Source organism: Arthrobacter sp. YAF34 (assembly GCF_052113245.1).
Classification (GTDB): Bacteria; Actinomycetota; Actinomycetes; order Actinomycetales; family Micrococcaceae; genus Arthrobacter.
In genome coordinates this window covers 183,353-204,510 of sequence record NZ_JBFRCV010000012.1, presented here as the reverse complement: position 1 = coordinate 204,510, position 21,158 = coordinate 183,353, and the positions used below count along the sequence as shown (strand labels likewise).

At 67.1% G+C, this 21,158-nt stretch carries 20 protein-coding genes, 1 tRNA gene, 1 other RNA gene and 2 pseudogenes; 15 read left to right on the top strand and 9 right to left on the bottom strand.

Annotated features, from left to right (window positions below; all coding sequences use genetic code 11):
* Positions 1 to 497, bottom strand: a pseudogene (locus tag AB4Y72_RS15670) (pyruvate dehydrogenase (acetyl-transferring), homodimeric type); the annotation flags it as partial.
* A gap of 409 nt (positions 498 to 906) precedes the next feature.
* On the opposite strand from AB4Y72_RS15670, the gene AB4Y72_RS15665 reads away from it, so the two are divergent.
* The 5 genes and pseudogenes from AB4Y72_RS15665 to AB4Y72_RS15645 all read left to right on the top strand — a co-directional run bounded on the left by AB4Y72_RS15665 (position 907) and on the right by AB4Y72_RS15645 (position 3,385).
* Positions 907 to 1,326, top strand: a complete 420-nt coding sequence (locus AB4Y72_RS15665) for a DUF3052 domain-containing protein (protein WP_120949872.1) — start codon at positions 907 to 909, stop codon at positions 1,324 to 1,326.
* 62 nt (positions 1,327 to 1,388) lie between these two features.
* Positions 1,389 to 1,850: a peroxiredoxin gene (locus AB4Y72_RS15660; protein WP_441427074.1), complete on the top strand. Its 462-nt coding sequence runs from the start codon at positions 1,389 to 1,391 to the stop codon at positions 1,848 to 1,850.
* 32 nt (positions 1,851 to 1,882) lie between these two features.
* Positions 1,883 to 2,799 (top strand): annotated as a pseudogene (locus tag AB4Y72_RS15655) (NAD-dependent protein deacetylase).
* A 91-nt stretch (positions 2,800 to 2,890) separates the two neighbouring features.
* Positions 2,891 to 2,966 (top strand) — tRNA-Val (locus tag AB4Y72_RS15650).
* A 128-nt stretch (positions 2,967 to 3,094) separates the two neighbouring features.
* Entirely contained in the window at positions 3,095 to 3,385 is a 291-nt protein-coding gene (locus AB4Y72_RS15645; RefSeq protein WP_441427066.1) for a hypothetical protein, read from the top strand.
* A 259-nt stretch (positions 3,386 to 3,644) separates the two neighbouring features.
* Here the strand turns inward: AB4Y72_RS15645 and AB4Y72_RS15640 are convergent, their stop codons facing one another.
* The gene (locus AB4Y72_RS15640; protein ID WP_441427065.1) at positions 3,645 to 4,373 is read right to left on the bottom strand and encodes a FadR/GntR family transcriptional regulator; all 729 of its coding nucleotides are present in this window, start codon (positions 4,371 to 4,373) and stop codon (positions 3,645 to 3,647) included.
* Positions 4,374 to 4,636: 263 nt separating this feature from the next.
* Here AB4Y72_RS15640 and gndA point away from each other — a divergent pair, with 263 nt between their 5' ends.
* Positions 4,637 to 6,073: an NADP-dependent phosphogluconate dehydrogenase gene (gene gndA, locus AB4Y72_RS15635; RefSeq protein ID WP_441427064.1), complete on the top strand. Its 1,437-nt coding sequence runs from the start codon at positions 4,637 to 4,639 to the stop codon at positions 6,071 to 6,073.
* A gap of 257 nt (positions 6,074 to 6,330) precedes the next feature.
* Here gndA and epsC read toward each other — a convergent pair whose 3' ends face one another.
* From epsC to msrA, 3 genes are all read right to left on the bottom strand, one after another.
* Positions 6,331 to 6,915, bottom strand: coding sequence for a serine O-acetyltransferase EpsC (gene epsC, locus AB4Y72_RS15630; RefSeq protein WP_441427063.1), 585 nt, complete (start codon positions 6,913 to 6,915; stop codon positions 6,331 to 6,333).
* Positions 6,916 to 6,954: 39 nt separating this feature from the next.
* Positions 6,955 to 7,890, bottom strand: coding sequence for a cysteine synthase A (cysK, locus tag AB4Y72_RS15625; RefSeq protein ID WP_441427062.1), 936 nt, complete (start codon positions 7,888 to 7,890; stop codon positions 6,955 to 6,957).
* Between the two features lie 65 nt (positions 7,891 to 7,955).
* Positions 7,956 to 8,480 carry a peptide-methionine (S)-S-oxide reductase MsrA gene (gene msrA, locus AB4Y72_RS15620; RefSeq protein WP_441427061.1) on the bottom strand — a complete coding sequence of 175 codons (525 nt, stop codon included), beginning with the start codon at positions 8,478 to 8,480 and terminating at the stop codon, positions 7,956 to 7,958.
* A 99-nt stretch (positions 8,481 to 8,579) separates the two neighbouring features.
* Here msrA and AB4Y72_RS15615 point away from each other — a divergent pair, with 99 nt between their 5' ends.
* Complete coding sequence (locus AB4Y72_RS15615) at positions 8,580 to 9,491, top strand: Nif3-like dinuclear metal center hexameric protein (protein WP_441427060.1); 912 nt, start codon at positions 8,580 to 8,582, stop codon at positions 9,489 to 9,491.
* Between the two features lie 122 nt (positions 9,492 to 9,613).
* On the top strand, positions 9,614 to 10,351 hold the full coding sequence (locus AB4Y72_RS15610; RefSeq protein ID WP_441427059.1) for a zinc ribbon domain-containing protein: 738 nt from the start codon (positions 9,614 to 9,616) through the stop codon (positions 10,349 to 10,351).
* A 57-nt stretch (positions 10,352 to 10,408) separates the two neighbouring features.
* Here AB4Y72_RS15610 and AB4Y72_RS15605 read toward each other — a convergent pair whose 3' ends face one another.
* The 3 genes from AB4Y72_RS15605 to AB4Y72_RS15595 all read right to left on the bottom strand — a co-directional run bounded on the left by AB4Y72_RS15605 (position 10,409) and on the right by AB4Y72_RS15595 (position 13,053).
* Positions 10,409 to 11,173: a YaaA family protein gene (locus AB4Y72_RS15605; RefSeq protein WP_441427058.1), complete on the bottom strand. Its 765-nt coding sequence runs from the start codon at positions 11,171 to 11,173 to the stop codon at positions 10,409 to 10,411.
* A gap of 69 nt (positions 11,174 to 11,242) precedes the next feature.
* The gene (locus AB4Y72_RS15600; protein WP_441427057.1) at positions 11,243 to 12,109 is read right to left on the bottom strand and encodes an alpha/beta hydrolase; all 867 of its coding nucleotides are present in this window, start codon (positions 12,107 to 12,109) and stop codon (positions 11,243 to 11,245) included.
* 77 nt (positions 12,110 to 12,186) lie between these two features.
* Entirely contained in the window at positions 12,187 to 13,053 is an 867-nt protein-coding gene (locus AB4Y72_RS15595) for a slipin family protein (RefSeq protein ID WP_441427073.1), read from the bottom strand.
* A gap of 111 nt (positions 13,054 to 13,164) precedes the next feature.
* On the opposite strand from AB4Y72_RS15595, the gene rnpB reads away from it, so the two are divergent.
* The 5 genes from rnpB to AB4Y72_RS15570 all read left to right on the top strand — a co-directional run bounded on the left by rnpB (position 13,165) and on the right by AB4Y72_RS15570 (position 18,344).
* Positions 13,165 to 13,558: RNase P RNA component class A (gene rnpB, locus AB4Y72_RS15590), an RNA gene on the top strand.
* 174 nt (positions 13,559 to 13,732) lie between these two features.
* Positions 13,733 to 15,400, top strand: coding sequence for a GMC family oxidoreductase (locus tag AB4Y72_RS15585; RefSeq protein WP_441427056.1), 1,668 nt, complete (start codon positions 13,733 to 13,735; stop codon positions 15,398 to 15,400).
* A 230-nt stretch (positions 15,401 to 15,630) separates the two neighbouring features.
* Entirely contained in the window at positions 15,631 to 17,121 is a 1,491-nt protein-coding gene (locus tag AB4Y72_RS15580) for a glyceraldehyde-3-phosphate dehydrogenase (protein WP_441427055.1), read from the top strand.
* Between the two features lie 97 nt (positions 17,122 to 17,218).
* Complete coding sequence (locus AB4Y72_RS15575; RefSeq protein WP_441427054.1) at positions 17,219 to 17,428, top strand: hypothetical protein; 210 nt, start codon at positions 17,219 to 17,221, stop codon at positions 17,426 to 17,428.
* Positions 17,429 to 17,546: 118 nt separating this feature from the next.
* A complete protein-coding gene (locus AB4Y72_RS15570; RefSeq protein WP_441427053.1) occupies positions 17,547 to 18,344 on the top strand; it encodes an HNH endonuclease family protein in 798 nt (265 codons plus the stop codon).
* Positions 18,345 to 18,384: 40 nt separating this feature from the next.
* Here AB4Y72_RS15570 and AB4Y72_RS15565 read toward each other — a convergent pair whose 3' ends face one another.
* Positions 18,385 to 19,353: a 1-phosphofructokinase family hexose kinase gene (locus AB4Y72_RS15565; RefSeq protein WP_441427052.1), complete on the bottom strand. Its 969-nt coding sequence runs from the start codon at positions 19,351 to 19,353 to the stop codon at positions 18,385 to 18,387.
* Positions 19,354 to 19,478: 125 nt separating this feature from the next.
* On the opposite strand from AB4Y72_RS15565, the gene ppk2 reads away from it, so the two are divergent.
* Together ppk2 and AB4Y72_RS15555 are read left to right on the top strand one after the other, a co-directional pair.
* Positions 19,479 to 20,363, top strand: coding sequence for a polyphosphate kinase 2 (ppk2, locus tag AB4Y72_RS15560; protein ID WP_441427051.1), 885 nt, complete (start codon positions 19,479 to 19,481; stop codon positions 20,361 to 20,363).
* A 71-nt stretch (positions 20,364 to 20,434) separates the two neighbouring features.
* The gene (locus AB4Y72_RS15555) at positions 20,435 to 21,145 is read left to right on the top strand and encodes an alpha/beta fold hydrolase (RefSeq protein WP_441427050.1); all 711 of its coding nucleotides are present in this window, start codon (positions 20,435 to 20,437) and stop codon (positions 21,143 to 21,145) included.
* Positions 21,146 to 21,158: the final 13 nt, after the last annotated feature.

Sequence of the window (21,158 nt, the reverse complement as noted above, 5' to 3'; positions counted from 1 at the left end):
GGGGAGGCGTGGCCCTGGAAGAAGACCTGGTCCCCGCCGCCGGGGTGGTCCTTGCCGCGGAAGAAGTGGTTGAAGCCGACCTCGTACAGGGTCGCGGCCCCGGCGTAGGTGGAGATGTGCCCGCCGACGCCGATATCCGGACGCTGCGCCCGGTGCACCATGACCGCGGCGTTCCAGCGCAGCCAGGCGCGGTACTTGCGCTCGATCTCCTCGTCGCCGGGGAACGGCGCTTCCTGGTCCACCGGGATGGTGTTGACGTAGTCCGTGGTGGTGACCATCGGTACACCCACGCTCTGCGCCCCGGCCCGCTGGAGCAGGCTGCGCATAATGTACTGGGCACGTTCGGTGCCTTGTTCCTGAATCAGCGTGTCCAGGGACTCCAGCCATTCGGCGGTCTCTTCCGGATCACGATCAGGCAGCTGGTTTGTCAACCCGCTGAGGATATGGGAGGTATCTTCTCCTGCAGCCACGTCCAACCTCTCTTTGAGCGCATCCATCGGCACCCTCAGCTCCGGGCAGGGTGACTGCCTGGCGTGAACGCGACGTGTGCGACATATCGGTTACTACAGCCCGGTCGTATGCGCCGGGCAAGGTCCAATCACGGTACGCCTGCCTGTGTCAGCAGGGCGGTTGCCCGCGCAGGCGTAGTCGTCATCAGCCACTCTAGCCGTGCGAGCTGATGGATGCGTAGCCGCCCCATGGACCCCCCGCCGCAATTCACGGGCATACTGGTTGTGTGACCAAGCGCTGCCGTGCAGCGTTCGGATCGCCTTGTGTGACGCAGAATATGGCGGATCGCGGGGCCAACAGCTTGAAGCGCGAGCTCAAAGGGTGTTGGCTTGGAGTAATGGAAATCACTAGTGCCATTCAAGACATGAAGCACTTCACAGAGCATAGGAGCAACACGTGAGCGAGGCCGACGCCGCCACTTCGGTAAATGTGGCGGAGAAACTGGGTTTCAAAGACGGGGACCTGATTCAGGAATTCGGTTATGACGAGGACGTCGACTTCGACTTGCGGGACGACATCGAAGATCTCACGGGCTCTGAGCTTCTGGACGAAGATGATCACGAGGTCGTCGACGCCGCCATTCTGTGGTGGCGGGCCGGCGATGGAGACCTCGTCGACACCCTGGTCGATTCGCTGACCACGCTCACGGAGGGCGGTGTCGTGTGGGTCCTGACCCCCAAGTCCGGCCGGGTGGGCTACGTGTCCCCGGCGGACATCCAGGACGCCGCACCCACCGCGGGACTGCACTACACCACCTCCGCCGGAGTCTCAAAGGACTGGAGCGCCACCCGGCTGGTGACGCGGAAGAACAAGTGACCCAAGCGGTCCAGCGCGCGGCCGGCCGGCCGGACGCCGGCGCGGCTCCTGGCCGCAGCCGGGTGCCCGCCGTCGGCGATTCCGCGCCCGACTTCGAGCTCGCAAACCAGTTTGGCGAGCCGGTACGGCTTGCGGACTTCCGCGGCCGCAACGTCGTGATTGTCTTCTACCCCTTCGCCTTCTCGGGCATCTGCACCGGGGAACTGTGCGAGATTCGGGACAACCTGGGGCTCTTCGAGGATGCCGATGCCGCCGTGCTGGCGGTCTCCGTGGACAGCAAGTTCGCCCAGCGGGCCTATGCCGAAAAGGAAGGCTACGGCTTTGACCTGCTCGCCGACTTCTGGCCGCACGGCGCCGTGGCCTCGGCGTACGGGGTGTTCGACGCCGATAGCGGGATGGCCCTGCGCGGCACCTTCATCATCGACGCGGCAGGAATCGTCCGTTACGTCGTTGTTAATCCCCGCGGCCAGGCACGGGACCTTGCCGAATACCGGGCCGCCCTCGCCGGACTCGGCGGGAACTGAGCCAAGTGAGGCAGCGGCGGCCAGGAATCGGCATGACCGGCTTTGCCAGCCTGCCGCCGGTCACGGCCGCCGGGACCGGCGGCGATACTTCAGCGGAGCTCCAACGCGGCGAGCTCGATACCCTGCGGGACATCTACGGCCTCCTTGCCGGCGGAAGGTTCGCCGTGCTGACCGGGGCCGGGCTCAGCACAGATTCGGGCATCCCGGACTATCGCGGCCCGGCGCTGCCCCGCGCGCCCCCATGACCTATCAGGAATTCATCGGCGAGCCGGGAAACCGGCAGCGCTACTGGGCCCGCAACCACATCGGCTGGTCGCACCTGCGCAGGGCGGACCCCAACGACGGCCATGCCGCGGTGGCCCGGCTGGAGCAGCGGGGGCTGCTCACCGGCCTCATCACCCAAAACGTGGACCGTCTCCATGAGGACGCCGGCAGCGTCAACGTGGTGGACCTGCACGGCCGCTTCGACCAGGTGGTGTGCCTGGACTGCCACCGGCGGTACAGCCGCCGGCTGCTGGCCGGGGTCCTGGAGGAACTCAACCCCGGGTTCCTGGAACGGGCCCAGGCCGCGGGAGTGGTGGAGATGGCCCCCGACGCCGATGCCACCGTCGAGGATGCCGGGCTGATCGAATCCTTCGTCGTGGCCCGCTGTCCGGCCTGCGGCGGGACTCTGAAGCCGGACTTCGTGTACTTCGGGGAAAATGTGCCCAAGGACCGGGTGGAGCGCTCCTACGCCATGGTTGACGCGGCCCAGGCCCTCCTGGTGGCCGGCTCGTCCCTGACCGTGATGAGCGGCCTGCGCTTTGTCCGCCATGCGGCGAAACAGGGCAAGGCGGTGGTCATCATTAACCGGGGGGTGACCCGCGGCGACGACCTCGCTACGGTCAAGCTAGAGGCCGGCGTGAGCGCGGCCCTGAGCTGGCTTGCCGCCGAGCTGCCGCCCCTGTAGGGGACGGCGGGGCCGATTGGCGCCGGACAGGTGACATCCGGTACAGTAACTGTTCGTTGGTTGAAGCGCGCAGGCGCGGATACCGCGGTTTGGGTCTTTAGCTCAGCTGGTAGAGCGCCACGTTTACACCGTGGATGTCATCGGTTCGATCCCGGTAGGACCCACCACAAGAAACCCCGTCATTTCAGGACCCAGCGGTCCGAAATGGTGGGGTTTTCTGCTGTGGGTGGGTGCGGGAGCCCGCTCACCGGTCCGGGCGCGGGAAATGTCTGAGCCTGGCCCTAGTGTGACGGGAATGGAGCACGTGATAGTGAAGACAGGCCCGGACGGGCGGCCGCAGGCGGTGGTCCGCGGGGGCCGGGAATGGTTGATCGGCGCCGAGCCGGTCCGCTGGTTTGAGCGGGTCAACTGGTGGGAAGCCGAGCGCCGGATGCCGAAAGGCCTGAGCCGGGTTGACGTCGAGGTCTGGCAGGTCCAGGCACGGCTTGGCCGCAACCGCGGTTCGGCCCTCACCACCATGGAATTGATCCGGGACGGGCTCGGCGGCGGCTGGCGGCTCCGGGACGCAGTGGCCGACGCCGCCTAAGCCGCGGGGCCCGTACAGCGGACCCTACGCCGGCCCCGTAAACCGGCCTAATAATCGGGCCGTAACCGGGCATTGGAAAAGCCTTCCACCGCGACTATTGGGGGATGCCGCGGTGGAAGGCTTGTTAACAACATACCGTGAAGATTTGGAATTGTGAAACGCGCCGGTAGGGTTCCAGACCGGCCGAAATAGCCCAGTCGATGGCCTAATTATGAGGCCGTTCCGGGGCCGCGGCGGCCGCCGCGCGAGTGCCGCCGTTTTAGTGGCGCTGAAGCGGGACGAACACGCGCGGCTGGTTCTTCCAGCTCGGCTCCATCTCCGAGATGGTCTCTCGCATGATCCGGTTCGAGGCCTCCCGTGCCGCGGCGGCGTTCCCGGCGGCGATGGCCTCGGCGACGTCCACGTGCCACTGCAGCGCCGTCTCCCGCGGGTGGTCCGGCATGAGGCCATGGACGGTGCGGCCGGTCAGGGTTTCGGTCACCTGACCCACCATGTTGGCGAACATCTCGTTACCGGAGCCGGTCAGCAGCAAGGAGTGGAACAGGATGTCCAGCTCGAGGAACCGGGGCACGTCGCCGGCCTGTCCGGCTTCCCGCATGGCGTGCGAGATCTCCACCAACTCCTGGCGCAGTTCCGCCGGGGCGTTGGCCGCGGCGAGTTCGGCGGCCACCGGTTCGACGGCGGTGCGGAGCTCGGCCAGGGAGCGCAGCTGGGCGCCGCGGCCCTCGCCGGCCAGGCGCCAGCGGATCACGAGCGGGTCGAAGGGGTTCCACCGGCTGGAGGGCAGCACCCGGATGCCGACGCGCTTGATAGTTTCCACCAGGCCCAGGGATTGCAGCACGCGGACCGCCTCCCGGACCACCGAGCGGGAGACTTTGAGCTCGTCCTCGAGGTGCTCTGCAAGCATGACGTGCCCGGCCGGGAGCTCGCCCGCGACGATCCGGGTCCCGAGGTGCTCAACGGCACGGGTATGGAGGCTGGTCGACATAGTCGTAAGCATAATCCTGCGTGCCGCGTCGGGACCGACCGGCACGGCCGGTGCCGGTGATCATAGACTGTTTGTGACGCGCAGTATTCCGCTCAGTGGGCGCTGCTTTCCCGCAGCCCGCGGTAATACATATGGTTTATGGACAGCCACTGATCCTCAAGAGCGGGTTCCGCCCCACGCGGCACGACCTGCCCGAGTCCTAGTTGAACGTCGCACACGAAACGCCGTGCATGCACGGTGTAGAGAAATGAATTGGAGTTTTGATGTCAGCACACATCGGTGTCACCGGCCTCGCGGTGATGGGGGCCAACCTCGCACGCAACCTGGCCCGGAACGGCTTCACCGTTGCCCTGCACAACCGGTCCGTGGAAAAGACAGACGCCCTCCTCGCAAAGCACGGTGGCGACGGCGACTTCGTCCGCACCGAGACGCTGCAGGAGCTCGTCGACTCACTGGAGAAGCCGCGCCGCGTCCTGATCATGGTCAAGGCCGGCAAGCCGGTGGACTCCGTGATCGAACAGCTCGAGCCGCTGCTGGAACCCGGCGACATCATCATCGACGCCGGCAACTCGCACTACGAGGACACCCGCCGCCGCGAAGCCGCCCTGGCGAAGAAGGACCTGCACTTCGTCGGCATCGGCGTCTCCGGCGGCGAGGAGGGCGCCCTGAACGGCCCCTCGATCATGCCGGGCGGTTCCCGGGAGTCCTACGACGCCCTGGGCCCGCTGCTGGAAAAGATCGCCGCCCACGTCGACGGCAAGCCCTGCTGCGCCTGGATCGGCACCGACGGCGCCGGACACTTCGTCAAGATGGTCCACAACGGGATCGAATACGCCGACATGCAGGTCATCGGTGAGGCTTTCGATCTCCTGCGCTCCGGCGCCGGGATCGAACCGGCCGATCAGGCGAAGATCTTCGAAGAGTGGAACAAGGGCGAGCTCGCCTCGTTCCTGATCGAAATCTCCGCCGAGGTCCTGGGCCACGTTGACGCAAAGACCGGCAAGCCGTTCGTCGACGTCGTCGTGGACGCTGCCGGCCAGAAGGGCACCGGCCGCTGGACCGTCATCTCGGCGCTGGAGCTCGGCTCGCCCACCTCCGGCATCGCCGAGTCCGTCTTCGCCCGGGCCCTGTCCTCCCAGGCGGAGCAGCGGGCGCTGGCCCAGGAGCTGCTGTCCGGCGGCGAGGCCGCCGTCGAGGTCCCCGAGAGCTTCGTCGAGGACGTCCGCCAGGCGCTCTACGCCTCCAAGCTGGTCTCCTACGCGCAGGGGCTGGACATGCTCGGTTCTGCGGCCAAGGAATACGGCTGGGACCTGAAGCTGGATGAAATCGCCTCGCTGTGGCGCGGCGGCTGCATCATCCGTGCAGAACTGCTCAAGGAGATCACCAAGGCGTACGCCGCGGCGGAGAAGCCGGCCAACCTGCTCTTCGCCCCGGCCTTCACCAAGGCGATCGCCGAGGTCCTCCCGGCCTGGCGCCGCGTGGTGGCCACCGCGGTCCAGCTCGGCATCCCGGTGCCGGTGTTCTCTTCCTCGCTGGCCTACTACGACGGCCTGCGCCGCAAGCGCCTGCCGGCCGCCGTGATCCAGGGCCAGCGCGACCTCTTCGGCGCCCACACCTACGGCCGCGTCGACGCCGAGGGCACGTTCCACACCCTCTGGGGCGAGGACAAGTCCGAGATCGAGGCCGTCGACACCCACTAGCCCGTACCGGTTCCGACCCTGGCGGCCGGCGCTTTCCAGCTACTCTGGGAGGCGCCGGCCGTTCGTGTTTCCGGCCGCACCTGCCCCGGAGTCCAGCGCTCAAGGAGTTCACGCGACGAAGTTTGCCGTCGAGGGTCTCAGCGATGGCTGGGCACCACGGGCAACGCCGCAACCTCGACCCGGCCGGAGCGACGCGGTCCTCTGGCACATCTACAAGCGGTTTCCCCGGCTGAGACTGCCGGGGAACGCCAGTTGGTCTAAATTCGGTATTCGATCAGGTATTCGGCCGGGTCGACGGCGGGTTTGGTCTCGCGCTGCGCGTCGCGGTGGCGCCAGGTGGCCGGCACGCCGGTGACGATGGATTCGGCCGGAGCGTCTTTAACCACGACGGCGTTGGCGCCAATGGCGCTGTCCCGCCCGATCGTGATGGGTCCCAGGACCTTGGCCCCGGCGCCGATCACGACGCGGTCCTCGATGGTGGGGTGGCGTTTGATCTTCGCGAGCGAGCGGCCGCCGAGGGTCACCCCGTGATAGATCATGACGTCCTCGCCGATCTCGGCGGTCTCGCCGATGACCACGCCCATGCCGTGGTCGATGAAGAAGCGCCGGCCGATGGTGGCCCCGGGGTGGATTTCGATGCCGGTCAGGAACCGGGCGAGCTGGGAGATCAGCCGCGCCGGGAACCGCAGCGCCGGGTCCTGCCACAGCCGGTGCGTCAGGCGGTGGAACCAGATCGCGTGCAGGCCGGAGTAGGCGAAGAAGTTCTCAAAAGAACCCCGCGCCGCCGGGTCGTGGGACCGGGCGGCCTCGAGGTCTTCCTTCAGTCTTGCGAAGAAGCTCACAAAGACCTTTCTAGGGAATCGTGGGACAGCGGCCGGGACTTAGCCGCGGATGTCGTCGTACAGCACGGTGGAAATGTAGCGCTCACCGAAGTCGCACACAACAGCAACAATGAGTTTACCGGCGTTCTCCGGCCGCTTGGCGAGCTCCAGGGCCGCCCAGACGATCGCGCCGGAGGAGATGCCGCCCAGGATGCCTTCCTTGACGCCGAGATCGCGGGCCACGCGGACGGAATCCTCCAGCGTGGCGTCGATGACCTCGTCGTAGACGTTGGTGTCGAGGATTTCGGGGACGAAGTTCGCGCCGAGACCCTGGATCTTGTGCGGGCCCGGGGCGCCGCCGTTGAGGATGGGGGAGTCCTTGGGCTCGACGGCGATGATCTGGACGTCCGGGTTGCGTTCCTTCAGGACCTGTCCGACGCCGGTGACGGTGCCGCCGGTGCCGACGCCGGCGACGAAGATGTCCACCTTGCCGTTGGTGTCCGCCCAGACTTCCTCGGCGGTGGTGCGGCGGTGGACCTCGGGGTTGGCCTCGTTGGCGAACTGCTGGGCCCAGATGGAGTTCTCCGTGTTGGCCACGATCTCCTGGGCCTTCTCCACGGCGCCGCGCATGCCCTCGGAACCGGGGGTCAGGACGATCTCGGCGCCGTAGGCGCGCAGCATGACCCGGCGTTCGGTGGACATGGTTTCCGGCATGGTCAGGATGACCTTGTAGCCGCGGGCCGCGCCCACCATGGCCAGGGCGATTCCGGTGTTGCCGGACGTGCCTTCGACAATGGTGCCGCCGGGCTTGAGGGCACCGGACTTCTCCGCGGCATCAACGATGGCGACGCCGATCCGGTCCTTGACGCTGTTGGCCGGGTTGTAGAACTCCAGCTTGACGGCCACGGTGGCGTCAAGGCCTTCGGTCAGCCGGTTCAGCCGGACCAGCGGAGTTCCGCCCACCAGCTGGGTTACATCGTCATAGATCGGTGCCATGTATGTATGCCTGTCTTTGAAGAGGGTTGACTTTGGTCAGCCTAACGAGCGGGTACCGACCCTAGTTAAGCATTAAGCCATGAAGAGTAATATTTCCTGGCCTTGGCCAGCTTCGGGTTGATGATGACCTGGCAGTAGCCCTGTTCGGGGTATTTGGCGAAGTAGTCCTGGTGGATGTCCTCGGCCACATGGAATATCGGCAGCCGGCTGACCTCGGTGACGATCTGGTGCCGCCAGAGGGCCTGGTTCCGTTCGATCGCCTCCTCGAACAGGATCTTTTCCTCAGTGGTTTCGTAGAACATCGAGGAACGGTACTGGGTCCCGACGTCGTAACCCTGGCGGTTCAGCGTCGTGGGGTCGTGCAGGGCGAAGAACATGTCCAGGATGACCTCAGCGGGGATGACGTCCTCGTCGAACGTCACTGCCACCACCTCGGCATGGCCTGTGGTGCCGGAGCACACGGAGTAGTAGTCGGGGTTGCGGTCGTGGCCTCCGGTGTAGCCCGAAACGACCGAGCTGACACCCTTGGTTTTCTGGTAGACGGCGTCGAGGCACCAGAAGCAGCCTCCGCCGAGGACAAAAGTTCTCATGGTCTCTTCAATGGTTCAACCGCCCCGATGATTCCCCAGCCACCTTACGAGACTCTTACAAGTGACCGGGCCGGCCGCGGATAGGGTAAAAATGGGGGTATGGAACCTGTGAACACCGATGTTTCAGCTGAGTCCGCAGCGGCCGACAGCGATACCGGCGCCGGGGAGGCCTCCGGCGCCGTGACGCTCGGCACGATTCAGCTGGCGATCGAGGAACTCTGGCCCGAATCACTCGCCGAGGACTGGGACGAGGTGGGCCTGGTCGCGGGCCACCCGAACGCCGAGGTGCACCGGGTCCTGTTCGCAGTCGATCCGACCATCGCGGTCATTGAGGAAGCCATCGACTTCGGCGCCGAGCTGCTCATCACCCACCATCCGTTGCTGCTCAAGGGCGTGACGTCCGTTGCCGCGAACACGGCCAAGGGCAAGGCCGTGCACCGCCTCATCGAGTCCGGGACCGCGCTGATGACCGTCCACACCAACGGTGACTCCGCCGTCGGGGGCGTCTCCGATGTCCTGGCCGACGCGCTGGGGCTGCAGAACGTGGCCCCCCTGACGCCCGCCGCGAACGGGCTCCCCGAGGAGGGCATCGGCCGGGTCGGAGACCTCGACGAGGTGCTGACCCTGGGGGATTTCGCGGCCCGGGTGTTCGGCATCCTGCCCTCGGTGGCCGGGGGCGTCCGGGTCTCCGGGGACCGGGACGGGCTGGTCCGGCGGGTGGCCGTCTGCGGCGGCGCCGGCGACTCGCTTTTTGGTGAGGTGCGGGCCAGCAATGCCGACGTCTACCTGACGGCGGACCTGCGCCACCACCCGGCGTCGGAAGCGCGCGAGGCGGCCGTCAATGACCGGCCCTACCTGATTGACGTCTCACACTTCGCCAGCGAGTGGCTGTGGCTGCCTGCCGCCGCCGAAGCGTTGGGCAATGTGCTCACTGACCAGGGACACGACGTCGAGATCCGGGTCAGCGCCACCAACAGTGATCCCTGGGACTTCATTCTGACTCCGGGCTAAGCCTGGTGTGCGAGGGGCCCCGGGTGAGCGTAGCGAGCCCGGGGAGCATGCTAGGCGCTAGAGTCTATGAAGCGCCGGTCCGGTGCCCGGCTTCGGCCGGAAGTGAACAAGCGGAGGTAATAGTGGCTAAGGCAGCACCGGCGGAACAGTTGAAGTTGCTCGAATTGCAGGGACTGGACGCCAAGCTCAAGTCCCTGTCCAACCGCCGCCGAAGCCTTGAAAGCGACTCCCGGATCACCGACCTGGAAGCTGCCTTGAGCGTGGCCAACGGCGAACTTGGCTCCGCCAAAGTGGCCGTCCACGATGCTGAGCTCGAACTCAAACGCGCCGAGGCCGACGTCGAGCAGGTGGCGTCCCGGATCGGACGTGACGAGGCAAAGCTCAACAGCGGCACGGGCCTGTCCAAGGACCTCGTGGCCCTGCAGCGCGACCTCGTTTCCCTGAACAAGCGCCGTTCCGACCTCGAAGATGTCGAACTCGAAGTCCTCGAGCGGCTCGACTCGCTCCGTGCCCGCCAGACCGCGCAGCAGCAGATCGTCGACGACATCCAGGGCTCCTTCGGCTCCATCCGCGCCGAACTGGACGAGCAGCTGGCCGAGATCGCCGCCGAAGCCACCGTGGTGCGCGGGCAGCGTGCCGAGTTCGCCGCCGGACTGGACGCGGGGATGCTTGCCGTCTACGAGAAGACCCTGGCCAAGCGCGGCGTGGGTGCGGCGCGGCTGTTCCACGGCACCTCGGAGGGCTCCGGCATGCAGCTGAGCCCCGGTGACCTCGCGGAGATCAAGGCCGCGGCCGAGGACGACATCGTTTTTTGCCCGGACTCCGGCTGCATCCTGGTCCGTTCGGCCGAGTGGGCCTGACCCAACTGACCCGCAGTTAAGGCCGTTTCCAGGGGCCAAAACGGCCCCTGCTGCGAGCTAGGCGGGCAGGATGATGTTCAGGGTGTGCGGCTTCCGGCCCGTGCCCCCGACAAGTTCCGCCACCCACTTTTCGGCAGCCGCCTTCTGCAGCTGAGCCGGGGTGTGGGGTGCCTTGCCCCGGCGGGTCAGCAGGTGCCGCGCCAGTTCGCCGCGGGTGTGCTTGGCGAAGTGGCTGACCACCTTGCGCACGCCGGCGGTCTCGGTGAAGACGTTCACGGCCACCGTTTGTTCCGCCGGGGGAGTCCAGGCCGCGGCGTAGGTGCTCGACCGGCAGTCCACTAACAGCTCGCCCGCGGTGGCCGCCGCCAGGGCATCGTTCAGGAGCGGTTTCCAGAACGAGGCGAGCCGCCCGACGTCGGGCAGCGAGGTCGCCATCGACAGCCGGTACGCGGGAACCCGGTCGGCGAAGCGGATGGCGCCCCAGAGCGCGGAAACCACCAGCACCGACGTGTCTGCCTTGGCCCGTTGCGCCGGGGTCAGGGTGTCGTAGCCGAGGGCATCGTAGAGGACCCCGGAGTAGATCTGGTGGGCCGGGGCGGCAGGTTCGGCGTGCAGGCGGGTGTTGCGTTCGACGTCGGCACTCAGCGACGCGCCGACGCCCAAGAGCGCCAGCGCGTCCTCGTGGGCGCTGACCGTGCCGAGCGCGTCGAGGACCTTGGCCCGGGCGCTGTTGAGCGCGGGGAAACTCAGGGCGGTCCAGTCGGCCGCATCTCCGGTGGTCGCGGCGGTCTTGCCCTCGGAGGGCGGCAGCAGAATCAGCACCGTACGATCTTACCGGCGGCGGTCCGGCGGGGAGTGGCGGGGCGAAGGCGCCGGCTGGCCGGTTGCGGGCTAGCCGAGATTCCTGGCCAGGAAGGCCACCACGTCCGGCAGGATGCGCCGCCAGTAGGCAGCCTCGTGGGCGCCGGGCTGGAATCCGCCCTCGAGCGGACCGGGGAGAGCGCTGACGTAGTCCTGAACGGTGTCCAGGAGGTCGTCTTCCGTGCCGCAGTCGATGCGTTTTGGCAGTCTCCGAAGTTGGGGCCGCAGGGCGAAGACGTCGTTGAGGGCAAAGTCGTCGGGGCTGTCGAACGCATGCTCCCGGGTTGCGTCGTACCGGGCCCAGACAGCGGGGCTCATTGCCGCCACGGCGCGCAGGCCCGCGATCTTGCCCTGCGAGGCCAGCAGCAGCGCCCCGAACCCGCCCATGGACAGTCCGAAGAGCCCCATCCTGCCGGTGTCCAGGCCGGCGCCGGCGAGGAGGGGCAGGAATTCGGTCAGCAGCATCGACTGCGTGTCGGTGCCGTCCGTGCGGGCGTGCCACCAGGAGTCGCCGCCGTCGACCGCCGCGATGGCGAAAGGCGTGCCGCCCCCGTCCACGTGGCGCTGCAAGACGGCCTGGGCGTCGAGTTCGCCGAAGAGGAAGCCGTGGCCGCTGCCGGTGCCGTGCAGGAAGACAGCGACAGGCAGCCGCGCCGTGGCGCGTGCGGTCGCTGCCGCGGGGGAGGCAGGGGATGCGGAAGCGGCCGGCGTCGGCATGGCGATGGACCAGCCGGTAGCGGTCCCCGGCCGAAACGCCGAGATGAACGAGCCCGTCCGGAGCTCGACCTGCGGGCCCGGCTGGCCGGACGCAGGGGCGCAGGCGGACAGGGCGGCGGCGCCGAGCAGGCCGGTTGCCAGTTCCAGCATCTGGCGTCGTCCCGGCAGCGGCCCCTCCATCGTCTGATCATAGGCGCGGATGGATCATGGGCGCGGATTGATCATTGACGCAGGGCAGATGAGACAGAGGTGCAGGGCTACGCGGCCTTGACCGGCGGGGCTGCCGTCGTTGGGGGTGGAGCCGTTGGCGTCGTTGCCGCCGGGGAGACAGCCGCCGTCCCGGCCTGGGCCGCTCCGGACTCGCGGGCCAGGAAGGCACCCAGTTCGGCGATGGTGCTCATCAGAGGTGCGGGGAAGACGACGGTGGAGTTCTTGTCCACCCCGATCTCCACGAGGGACTGCAGATTCCGCAATTGCAGGGCGACGGGGTGGGCCATCATCGTGTCGGACGCAGAGCCGAGCGCGACGGCCGCGATCGCCTCGCCTTCGGCGGCGATGATCTTGGCCCGCTTCTCCCGCTCGGCCTCCGCCTGCCGGGCCATCGCACGCTTCATGCTCTCCGGGAGTTGGATGTCCTTGAGTTCGACCAGGGTCACTTCGACACCCCATTCCAGCGTCAGGGCGTCCAGGATCTCCCGGATGTCGCTGTTGATGCGCTCGGTTTCTGACAGCGTCTGGTCCAGGCTGTGCCGGCCGACCACTTTCCGCAGGGTGGTTTGGGCGATCTGGTTGATGGCCGCCGCCACGTCTTCAATCGCCACGACGGACTTCACGGCGTCGATCACCCGGTAATAGGCCACCGCCGAGATGTCGACGCTGACATTGTCCTGGGTGATGATGCCTTGGGACTGGATCGGCATGGTCACGATTCGCAGGCTGACCAGCTGAAGCCGGTCCACCACCGGGATGATGAACCGCAGGCCGGGCATCCGGACCGCGACCACCCGGCCCAGCCGGAACAGGACACCCTGTTCGTACTGGCGCACAATCTTGATCGACATCCTGGCCAGAATGAGCACCAGGATAATGGCGAGCAGCCAGATGATGATGGCGGTCCAGTTCATCGCGATCGCTTCCTTGACTAGGAGGAATCCTGTTCCCATTCTCCCACCGGTCGCCTCACTTGGACCCGGTGGGACGGAGGCGCCGCGGGAGACCGTAGAATGAACAGCGGATGGGTTGACCAGGCGGCCGCGCGTCACGCAAGTGGCTCGAGGAACGTCCGGGCTCCGCAGAGCAGGGTGGTGGGTAACGCCCACTCGGGGTAACCCGCAGGCCAGTGCCACAGAGAACAGACCGCCTGCGTGCGTCGCGTGCTTGCACGGGCCGCAGGGCAGGTAAGGGTGAAACGGTGGTGTAAGAGACCACCAGCTTCCCGGGTGACCGGGAAGGCTAGGTAAACCCCACCCGGAGCAAGGCCAGACAGGGCACGATTGAGGGCTGCTCGCCCGAGTGCCCGGGTAGGCCGCTGGAGGGCGTCGGCAACGGCGTCCGTAGATGGATGGCCGCTACTCCCGCGCCGGCAACAGCGCGGGAACACAGAACCCGGCGTATCGGTCAACCCATCCACTCAAGCGCCGGGATCCTGTCCCCGCCACTCCCATGCCAGGGGCGCGCCGCCTATACGCGCAGTTCCCCGCGGGCGTTGAGGCTGAGTGAATGCTTGACATCATCCCGGTGAATCCCGAGACTTCAATGAACGCTTCAAGTAGTGATGCATTCGGTGATGGTTGAGGAGTCATTGTGCCGAACGATGCAGCATTTGATTACGTGATCGCGGGGGGTGGCACAGCCGGCAGCGTCCTTGCCGGCAGACTGAGTGAAGACCCGTCAGTTCGCGTGCTGCTGCTCGAAGCGGGCAGATCCGACCGCCATCCCTTCATTCACATGCCGGCGGGCTTCCCGAGACTGAAGGGTGGCCCGTACCAGTGGGCATACCACAGCGTCCCGCAAAGGCACAGCAACGGCCGCAGCATCCCGCTCCCTCAAGGTCGCGGGCTCGGCGGCGGCGGATCCATCAACTCCCAGGTCTTCACCCGGGGCGTGGACGAGGACTACGACGGCTGGGTCACGGAATACGGATGCGGGGGCTGGTCCGCCGCCGAGGTGTCCAAGTACTTCGTCCGTTCGGAAGCAAACACCAGACTCTCAGGACCCCGGCACGGGACCCAGGGACCCCTCGGCGTCTCGGACCCGCGGCGCCCGCACACGCTCTCGGCGGCATTCGTGCAGGCAGGCCAGGAGTTCGGGCTGCCCTACAACCGGGACTTCAACGGTGCTGAGCAGCTCGGCGTCGGCTTCTACCAGACCACCACCAGAAACGGCCGCCGCTGCAGCGCCGCCGTCGCCTATTTGAAACCCGCACGCAATCGCCCGAACCTCACAGTTCGCGTCAATGTGACCGTCTCAAAGGTGGTCATCAAGAACGGCCGCGCCGTCGGCGTCCAGGCGATCGAAGGCGGTGTGGTGCGAAGCTACACCGCATGGCGTGAGGTGATCGTAGCCAGCGGCGCCTTTGGATCGCCGAAGTTGCTACAGCTGTCGGGTATTGGCGACCCGGCCGACCTTGCTGCCGCCGGCATTGACGTTCTCCATGCGCTGCCGGGCGTCGGGAAGAACCTGCAGGACCACCTTGACCTGGACATCATTTACGAACTCACCGAGGACCACAGCCTGGACCGGTTTAATCGCGTGCGCCCGGCGACGGTCATGGCCGGGCTCGAGTACCTGGCCTTTCGCTCGGGACCGTTCGCGTCCAACCTGGTCGAGGCCGGCGGCTTCAGCCGGGCCAACAAAGAGGAGAAGACCCCGGACCTGCAGTTCCACTTCCTGCCGGCGGCGAGGTCGGAGCCGGGCATAACGTCGCTGCGACCCGGATTCGGGGCGACGCTGAACTCGTACTTCCTGCGCCCCCGCAGCCGGGGCACGGTTCGCATCGCGTCCTCAGACCCCACCGTGACACCGCTCATCGATCCGAATTTTCTCGCGGACGACTACGACCTCGAGATGACGATCGCCGGCGTGCAGCAGAGCCGCCAGATCATGGAACAGTCATCGATGGATGCCTTCATCAGGAAAGAGCACATCGGCGACGGCTCACCGGTGACAACCCGCGATGAGTACGTGAACTTTGCGCGCTCCTACGGACGGACCTCATACCACCCGGTCGGCACCTGCGCCATGGGAACCACCGACGATTCCGTCGTCTCGCCGCGGCTGAAGGTCTATGGGCTCGAGGGATTGCGTGTGGTTGACTCCTCGATCATGCCCCGGCTGATCAGCGCCAACACGCAGGCGCCCACGATCATGATCGCGGAGAAAGCCGTCGACATGATTCGGGAGGACGCCGCTGCGCCGACGCCGGGCGTGCGTGGCTTCGCCAGCTCCTTCCGGGCCGCGGACCCTGTGTGAGTCATTTCACGCGTAACCGGGCACCGGGCGCCGCCGGGCCGCCGGTAGAATTGGTGACGAACGTAGAAGTTCCGCCGCCGGGTCTGCGTTCGCAGCCGGCGGTTTTACTTTGCGCTCAACGAGGCGCCCGGGGTGGACCGAATCCCCGCCGGCGCCAGGTACCGGACACCCTCCGGCGGCCGACTTCCCCCTACGAGGACGTAGGGGGTGGATTCTAGGAAGGTAGTTCTGTGAGCCAGACGTCAGATTCTTGTCTTGATACGTGGATGGGCCGTGAGGCGCTCGCCGAGGCCATGATCCCCGTGATCGGCCGGCTGTACCGCGAAAACAACGTGGTGACGTCCATCCACGGGCGCAGCCTGATCAACAAGTCCACCATGAACATCCTCAAGGCCCACCGCTTCGCCCGCCGGATGAGCAAGGAAGAACTGCGCCTCGAGGAGACGGCCCCGCTGCTGGAGGCCCTGACCACGCTGGACCTCGGCGCCGCGGCGATCGATATTGCCCGCCTCACCGAGAAGTACCGCGCCGAGGGCGACGGCGCCAGCCTCGATGAGTTCCTCCGCGGGGAACTCGCCGAAGTTGTCGGCAAGCGCGGCGGCGACGACCGCACCAGCACCGACGTCGTCCTCTACGGCTTCGGCCGGATCGGCCGGCTCCTTGCCCGCCTCCTGATCGAAAAGGCCGGCGGCGGCCACGGCCTGCGCCTGCGCGCGATCGTGGTGCGCCGCGGTTCGGACAATGACCTTGCCAAGCGCGCCAGCCTGCTGCGCCGCGACTCCGTTCACGGTTCCTTCGAGGGCACCATCAAGGTGGACCTCGAGAACGACACCATTACCGCCAACGGCGTCCAGATCCAGGTCATCTACTCGGACAACCCCGCCACGGTGGACTACGCCGCCTACGGCATCCACGATGCCCTGGTGGTGGACAACACCGGCCGCTGGCGCGATGCCGAGGGCCTGTCCCAGCACCTGCAGAGCAAGGGCGTCTCCCGGGTCCTGCTCACCGCTCCGGGCAAGGGCGAGCTGAAGAACATCGTGCATGGCATCAACCACGGCACGATCACCGACTCGGACACGATCGTCTCGGCGGCCTCCTGCACCACCAACGCCATCACCCCGGTCCTGAAGGCGATCAACGACCGCTACGGTGTGGTCCACGGCCATGTCGAGACGGTCCACTCCTTCACCAACGACCAGAACCTCATCGACAACTTCCACAAGGGTGACCGCCGCGGCCGTTCGGCGGCGCTGAACATGGTGATCACCGAGACCGGTGCCGCCAAGGCCGTTGCGAAGGCCCTGCCCGAACTCCTGGGCAAGCTCACCGGCAGCTCCATCCGGGTCCCCACCCCGGATGTGTCGCTGGCCATCCTGAACCTGAGCCTGGAGAACGGCACCACCAAGGACGAGGTCAACGACTACCTGCGGGAAATGTCGCTGCACTCTGAGCTGCGCAAGCAGGTCGACTACATCGACTCGCCCGAGGTTGTCTCCACGGACTTCGTCGGCTCGCGCCGTGCAGGCATCGTCGACGGCCTGGCAACGATCTCCAACGACAAGAACCTCGTACTGTACGTCTGGTACGACAACGAGTTCGGCTACAGCTGCCAGGTGGTCCGCGTCATGGAAGAAATGGCCGGCGTCAACCCGCCGTCCTTCCCCGCCAAGGACGCCGCCTCCATCCTCGAGGCAGCCGGGTTGGCCGTCGACGCCTAGCCGTGACCGGGCGGAAATCCGTCCGTGAGATGGGCCCGCTGCTCCTTTCCCGGCCGATGTACTGGAATCGGCCGGGAAAGGGAACCACAATGGAGCCATGGAACTGAACCCGGCTGTTGATCACGAGACCACCCTGGAACACGCGCTGGACGTCGCGCGGAGCAACGCGAAAGAGGCGAAGCGGCTCCTGGACGATGCCCTCGCCAAACGCCAGGCAGGTGAAGTCAACGACGACCGCGTGAACCAGCTTCAGTCACTGCTCGACCTGGCCAACGAGGACCTGAAACGGGTCAACCGGGAACAGTAAGCCCCGACGTTTCGGATACCCGGCCACCTGCCCTCAACACTGTGGACAACCTCATAGGTGTCGGGCCGGCGCCGTAGGCTCGTGGCGTGCACCCGGAACGCCGCCACCGGCTACCCTCATGAGCCTCACGTGGACCGAATTCCGCCGGGCCCGGCGCCGCTCCCGTCAGGCCTGGCTGATTCTGGCCGCAGCCGGGCTGGCAGTCATTGCGGGCGTGGCCTGGTTCTTCACGGCCGGGCAGTTCGCCGCCGCCCAGCCACAGACGACCGGCCCCAGCGAGGCCCTGGTGCTCGGGGGCCGGTGGATGAGCGCGGTGGTTCCGGTCCGGGCCGTGCCGGAGGGAAGCGCCGCCGGCCTGCTGGACGCCCTCGAGGTCAAGGGCCGGTCTGCAGGGGACACCTATGACCGCAGCGCCTTCGGCCAGGCCTGGCTCGACGTTGACCGCAACGGCTGCGACACCCGCAACGACATCCTCCGCCGGGACCTGGCGGCCGTTGACTTCGTGCCCGGCTCCCGGTGCCAGGTGGCAGGCGGAACGTTCCGGGAGCCCTACACCGGCCGGATGATCGTGTTCCGGCGCGGCGGCGAGACCAGCGCGGCGGTGCAGATCGACCACGTCGTGGCGCTCGGCGATGCCTGGCAAAAGGGGGCCCGGCAGCTGACCGCCCGCCAGCGTGAACACCTGGCCAACGACCCCCTCAACCTGATCGCCGTCGACGGTCCCGCCAACCAGGACAAGAGCGCGTCCGACGCCGCCACCTGGCTGCCGCCGAACAAGGCCTTCCGCTGCCACTATGTGGCCCGGCAGATCTCCGTCAAGGCCGCCTACCACTTGTGGGTCACGCCCGCAGAGAAGGAGGCGATGAAGAGAATTCTCGGATCCTGCCCGCAGCAGCAAACCATCGTGCCGCGTTGACCGTTCCGCGTTGACCGTTCCGCGTTGACCGTGGCGGCCGCTACGGTGCGAAAGACTCAGCCGAAAGTTGTGCTTCCAGCCGCTCGACGTCGTCCCGGCGGCAGAGTTCGGTGGCCGGGGTCATGACCGCCGCGCTCCCTGCGGCCACGGCCGCGCGGAACGCCGCCTCGACACCCCGCCCCTGGGCCAGGCGCAAGACGAAAGCGGCGAGGAAGCTGTCACCCGCGCCCACTGTGCTCTGCACGTGCACCTGCGGCACAGCCAGCCGGAGGATTCCGGACTTCGAGGCAAGGACCGCTCCTTCGCCGCCAAGGGTCAGGGCGACGTGGTCTGCGGATCCGTCCGCCACCAGAGCTGCGGCCGCCTCGACCTGGCTGCCGGGGCTGTCCAGTGTGGCTCCGACATGCAGCCCAAGTTCACGGCGGCTCGGCTTGACCAGGAAGACCCCCTCGGCGAGTGCCGCGGAGAGTGCCGGCCCGGAGGCGTCGACAACACAGCGGGCACCCTGTTGGCGCGACAGCCGGGCGACCTGCGCGTAAAAATCCGCCGGGACGCCCGGGGGCAGGCTCCCGCTAGCGACCACAAATCCGCCTGCCGGGATCGAATCCGCCAACAGCGCCAAACACAAACGCCATTCGGGCTCACTCAGCACCGGGCCCTGAAGCACGAACCGGAACTGCTTGCCCGTCGTCGTCTCGTCGACGGTGAAGTCCTCGCGCGTGCTTCCCTGGACGGGCACCACAAGGGCAGGAAGCCGTTCGGCCTCGATCAGCCGGCGGTACGCCTCCCCGGTGGGTCCGCCCGCGGTGTAGACCGCGAGCGTCCGCCCGCCGAGCCGCTGCACCACGCGTGCAACGTTGATGCCGCCGCCGCCGGGGTCGAGCCGGCTGGCCCCGCAGCGCAGCTTGTGGCCGCTGATGACCTGTTCCGTTGATGTACTGATGTCCAGGGCAGGGTTAACGGTCAAGGTGACAATGGGCGGCATCGGCGCGGGCACTGAAGCTTCCATGGCCCAAGCATAGGAGTTCCGCGCGTCCGGGCCCCCGGGCTGGAGGACCCTTGTCGCCGTTGAGCTGTCCGGCGAGAATGGGCGCTGCGGGACACGCCGTCACGCCGGAGCACGGGAACGGAAACATGGCACATCGCACGGGGGATTCGGGCAAGGGGCACCCCGGTCACAATGACGGTCACAAGAAGGGCTCCGCACGCCGGGCCGCCCGGCTCAGCCTCGGTATCTACGAGGCCGAACTTCTCAGGCTCCAGGCCGAACTGGTGGCGCTCCAGGAATGGGTCCGGAGCACCGGGGCGCGGGTGCTCATCCTTTTCGAAGGCCGGGACGCCGCGGGCAAGGGGAGCGCCATCAAGCGTGTCACCGAGTACCTGAATCCGCGGTTCGCCCGGATCGTCGCATTGCCGGCGCCCACCGAGCGGGAACGCGGTGAATGGTACTTCCAGCGGTTTGTGGCGCACCTTCCCGCCGCCGGGGAGATCGTCCTGATGGACCGCTCCTGGTACAACCGCGCCGGCGTCGAACATGTCATGGGCTTTTGCACACCGGCCGAACACAAACGCTTCCTGGCACAGTGCCCCGTCTTTGAACGCCTGCTCGTCCAGGACGGCATCCTGGTCTTCAAGTACTGGTTCTCGATCAGCCACGCGGAGCAGGAGCGGCGGTTCAAGTCCCGCCTGGATGATCCCATGCGGCAATGGAAGCTCTCGCCGATGGACCGCGAGGCCATCCTGCGCTGGGAAGACTATTCGCGGGCCAAGGACGAGATGTTCGTGCAGACGGACACCGCAGAATCACCGTGGTACGTGGTGGAAGCCGAAGATAAACGCCGGGCCAGGATCAATCTCATTGCGCATCTGCTCTCCAGCATCGACTACACCGAAGTGCGGACAGAACCGGTGACCCTGCCGGAGCGACCGAAGGCCGTCAACTACACGCGGCCGCCGCGGGAACTGTTCCGCTATGTCCCGGACTACGCGGCGAGCCTGGAAAAACCAGGCGAAGGCTAGCCGCGCACCCGGTCCGGATTTCCGGTCCGGTGTGTGCGGCAATGCGGCCGGGCGCCGGGTAGGGTACCGGCATGGATATTATTCTGGTTCCCGGATTCTGGCTGGACGCGTCGTCGTGGGCCGAGGTGACGCCGCCGCTTATTGAAGCCGGGCACAAGGTCTACCCGCTCACGCTGCCGGGTCTGGAGTCGGCCGACGCGTCGCGCACCGGCATTGGCCTGCGCACCCACATCGACGCCGTCGTGGCGAAAATCGATTCGTTCGACGCGCCGGTGGTCCTGGTTGGCCACTCCGGCGGCGGTGCGATCATTCACGGCGCGGTTGATGCCAGGCCGGACCGGGTGGCCCGCGCCGTCTATGTGGACAGCGGACCGCTGGGGGAGGGCGGGGTCATCAACGACGAACTCCCGGCCGACGGCGACGCGATCCCGCTGCCGCCCTGGGAACTCTTCGAGGATGCAGATCTCACCGACCTGACCGACGAGCTGCGGGCCATGTTCCGCGCCCGGGCCGTCCCGCAGCCGCGCGCGGTGGCCCAGGACAAGCAGCACCTCCGGGACGAGCGCCGCTACGAGGTCCCGGCCACCATCATCGCCTGCGAGTTCCCGAGCTCCATGCTGACGGAAATGATCGCCGGCGGCCACCCGTTCGTGGCCGAACTTGGCCGCGTCCGCGACGTCGACTACGTGGATCTGCCGACGGGGCACTGGCCGCAGTTCACGAAGCCCGCCGCTCTCGGGGCAGCCATCCTGGCCGCCGTCGAGCGCACCTCGGGGAGCTGACGAGCCGGGGCCG

Excerpts from the sequence above, each read along its gene's own strand:
- msrA (WP_441427061.1), bottom strand. The coding sequence starts at position 8,480 with ATGAGAACTTTTGTCCTCGGCGGAGGCTGCTTCTGGTGCCTCGACGCC.
- AB4Y72_RS15575 (WP_441427054.1), top strand. The coding sequence starts at position 17,219 with ATGGAACTGAACCCGGCTGTTGATCACGAGACCACCCTGGAACACGCG.
- gndA (WP_441427064.1), top strand. The coding sequence starts at position 4,637 with ATGTCAGCACACATCGGTGTCACCGGCCTCGCGGTGATGGGGGCCAAC.
- AB4Y72_RS15645 (WP_441427066.1), top strand. The coding sequence starts at position 3,095 with ATGGAGCACGTGATAGTGAAGACAGGCCCGGACGGGCGGCCGCAGGCG.
- AB4Y72_RS15640 (WP_441427065.1), bottom strand. The coding sequence starts at position 4,373 with ATGTCGACCAGCCTCCATACCCGTGCCGTTGAGCACCTCGGGACCCGG.
- ppk2 (WP_441427051.1), top strand. The coding sequence starts at position 19,479 with ATGGCACATCGCACGGGGGATTCGGGCAAGGGGCACCCCGGTCACAAT.
- AB4Y72_RS15565 (WP_441427052.1), bottom strand. The coding sequence starts at position 19,353 with ATGGAAGCTTCAGTGCCCGCGCCGATGCCGCCCATTGTCACCTTGACC.
- AB4Y72_RS15615 (WP_441427060.1), top strand. The coding sequence starts at position 8,580 with ATGGAACCTGTGAACACCGATGTTTCAGCTGAGTCCGCAGCGGCCGAC.
- AB4Y72_RS15595 (WP_441427073.1), bottom strand. The coding sequence starts at position 13,053 with ATGAACTGGACCGCCATCATCATCTGGCTGCTCGCCATTATCCTGGTG.
- AB4Y72_RS15555 (WP_441427050.1), top strand. The coding sequence starts at position 20,435 with ATGGATATTATTCTGGTTCCCGGATTCTGGCTGGACGCGTCGTCGTGG.
- AB4Y72_RS15570 (WP_441427053.1), top strand. The coding sequence starts at position 17,547 with ATGAGCCTCACGTGGACCGAATTCCGCCGGGCCCGGCGCCGCTCCCGT.
- cysK (WP_441427062.1), bottom strand. The coding sequence starts at position 7,890 with ATGGCACCGATCTATGACGATGTAACCCAGCTGGTGGGCGGAACTCCG.
- AB4Y72_RS15600 (WP_441427057.1), bottom strand. The coding sequence starts at position 12,109 with ATGGAGGGGCCGCTGCCGGGACGACGCCAGATGCTGGAACTGGCAACC.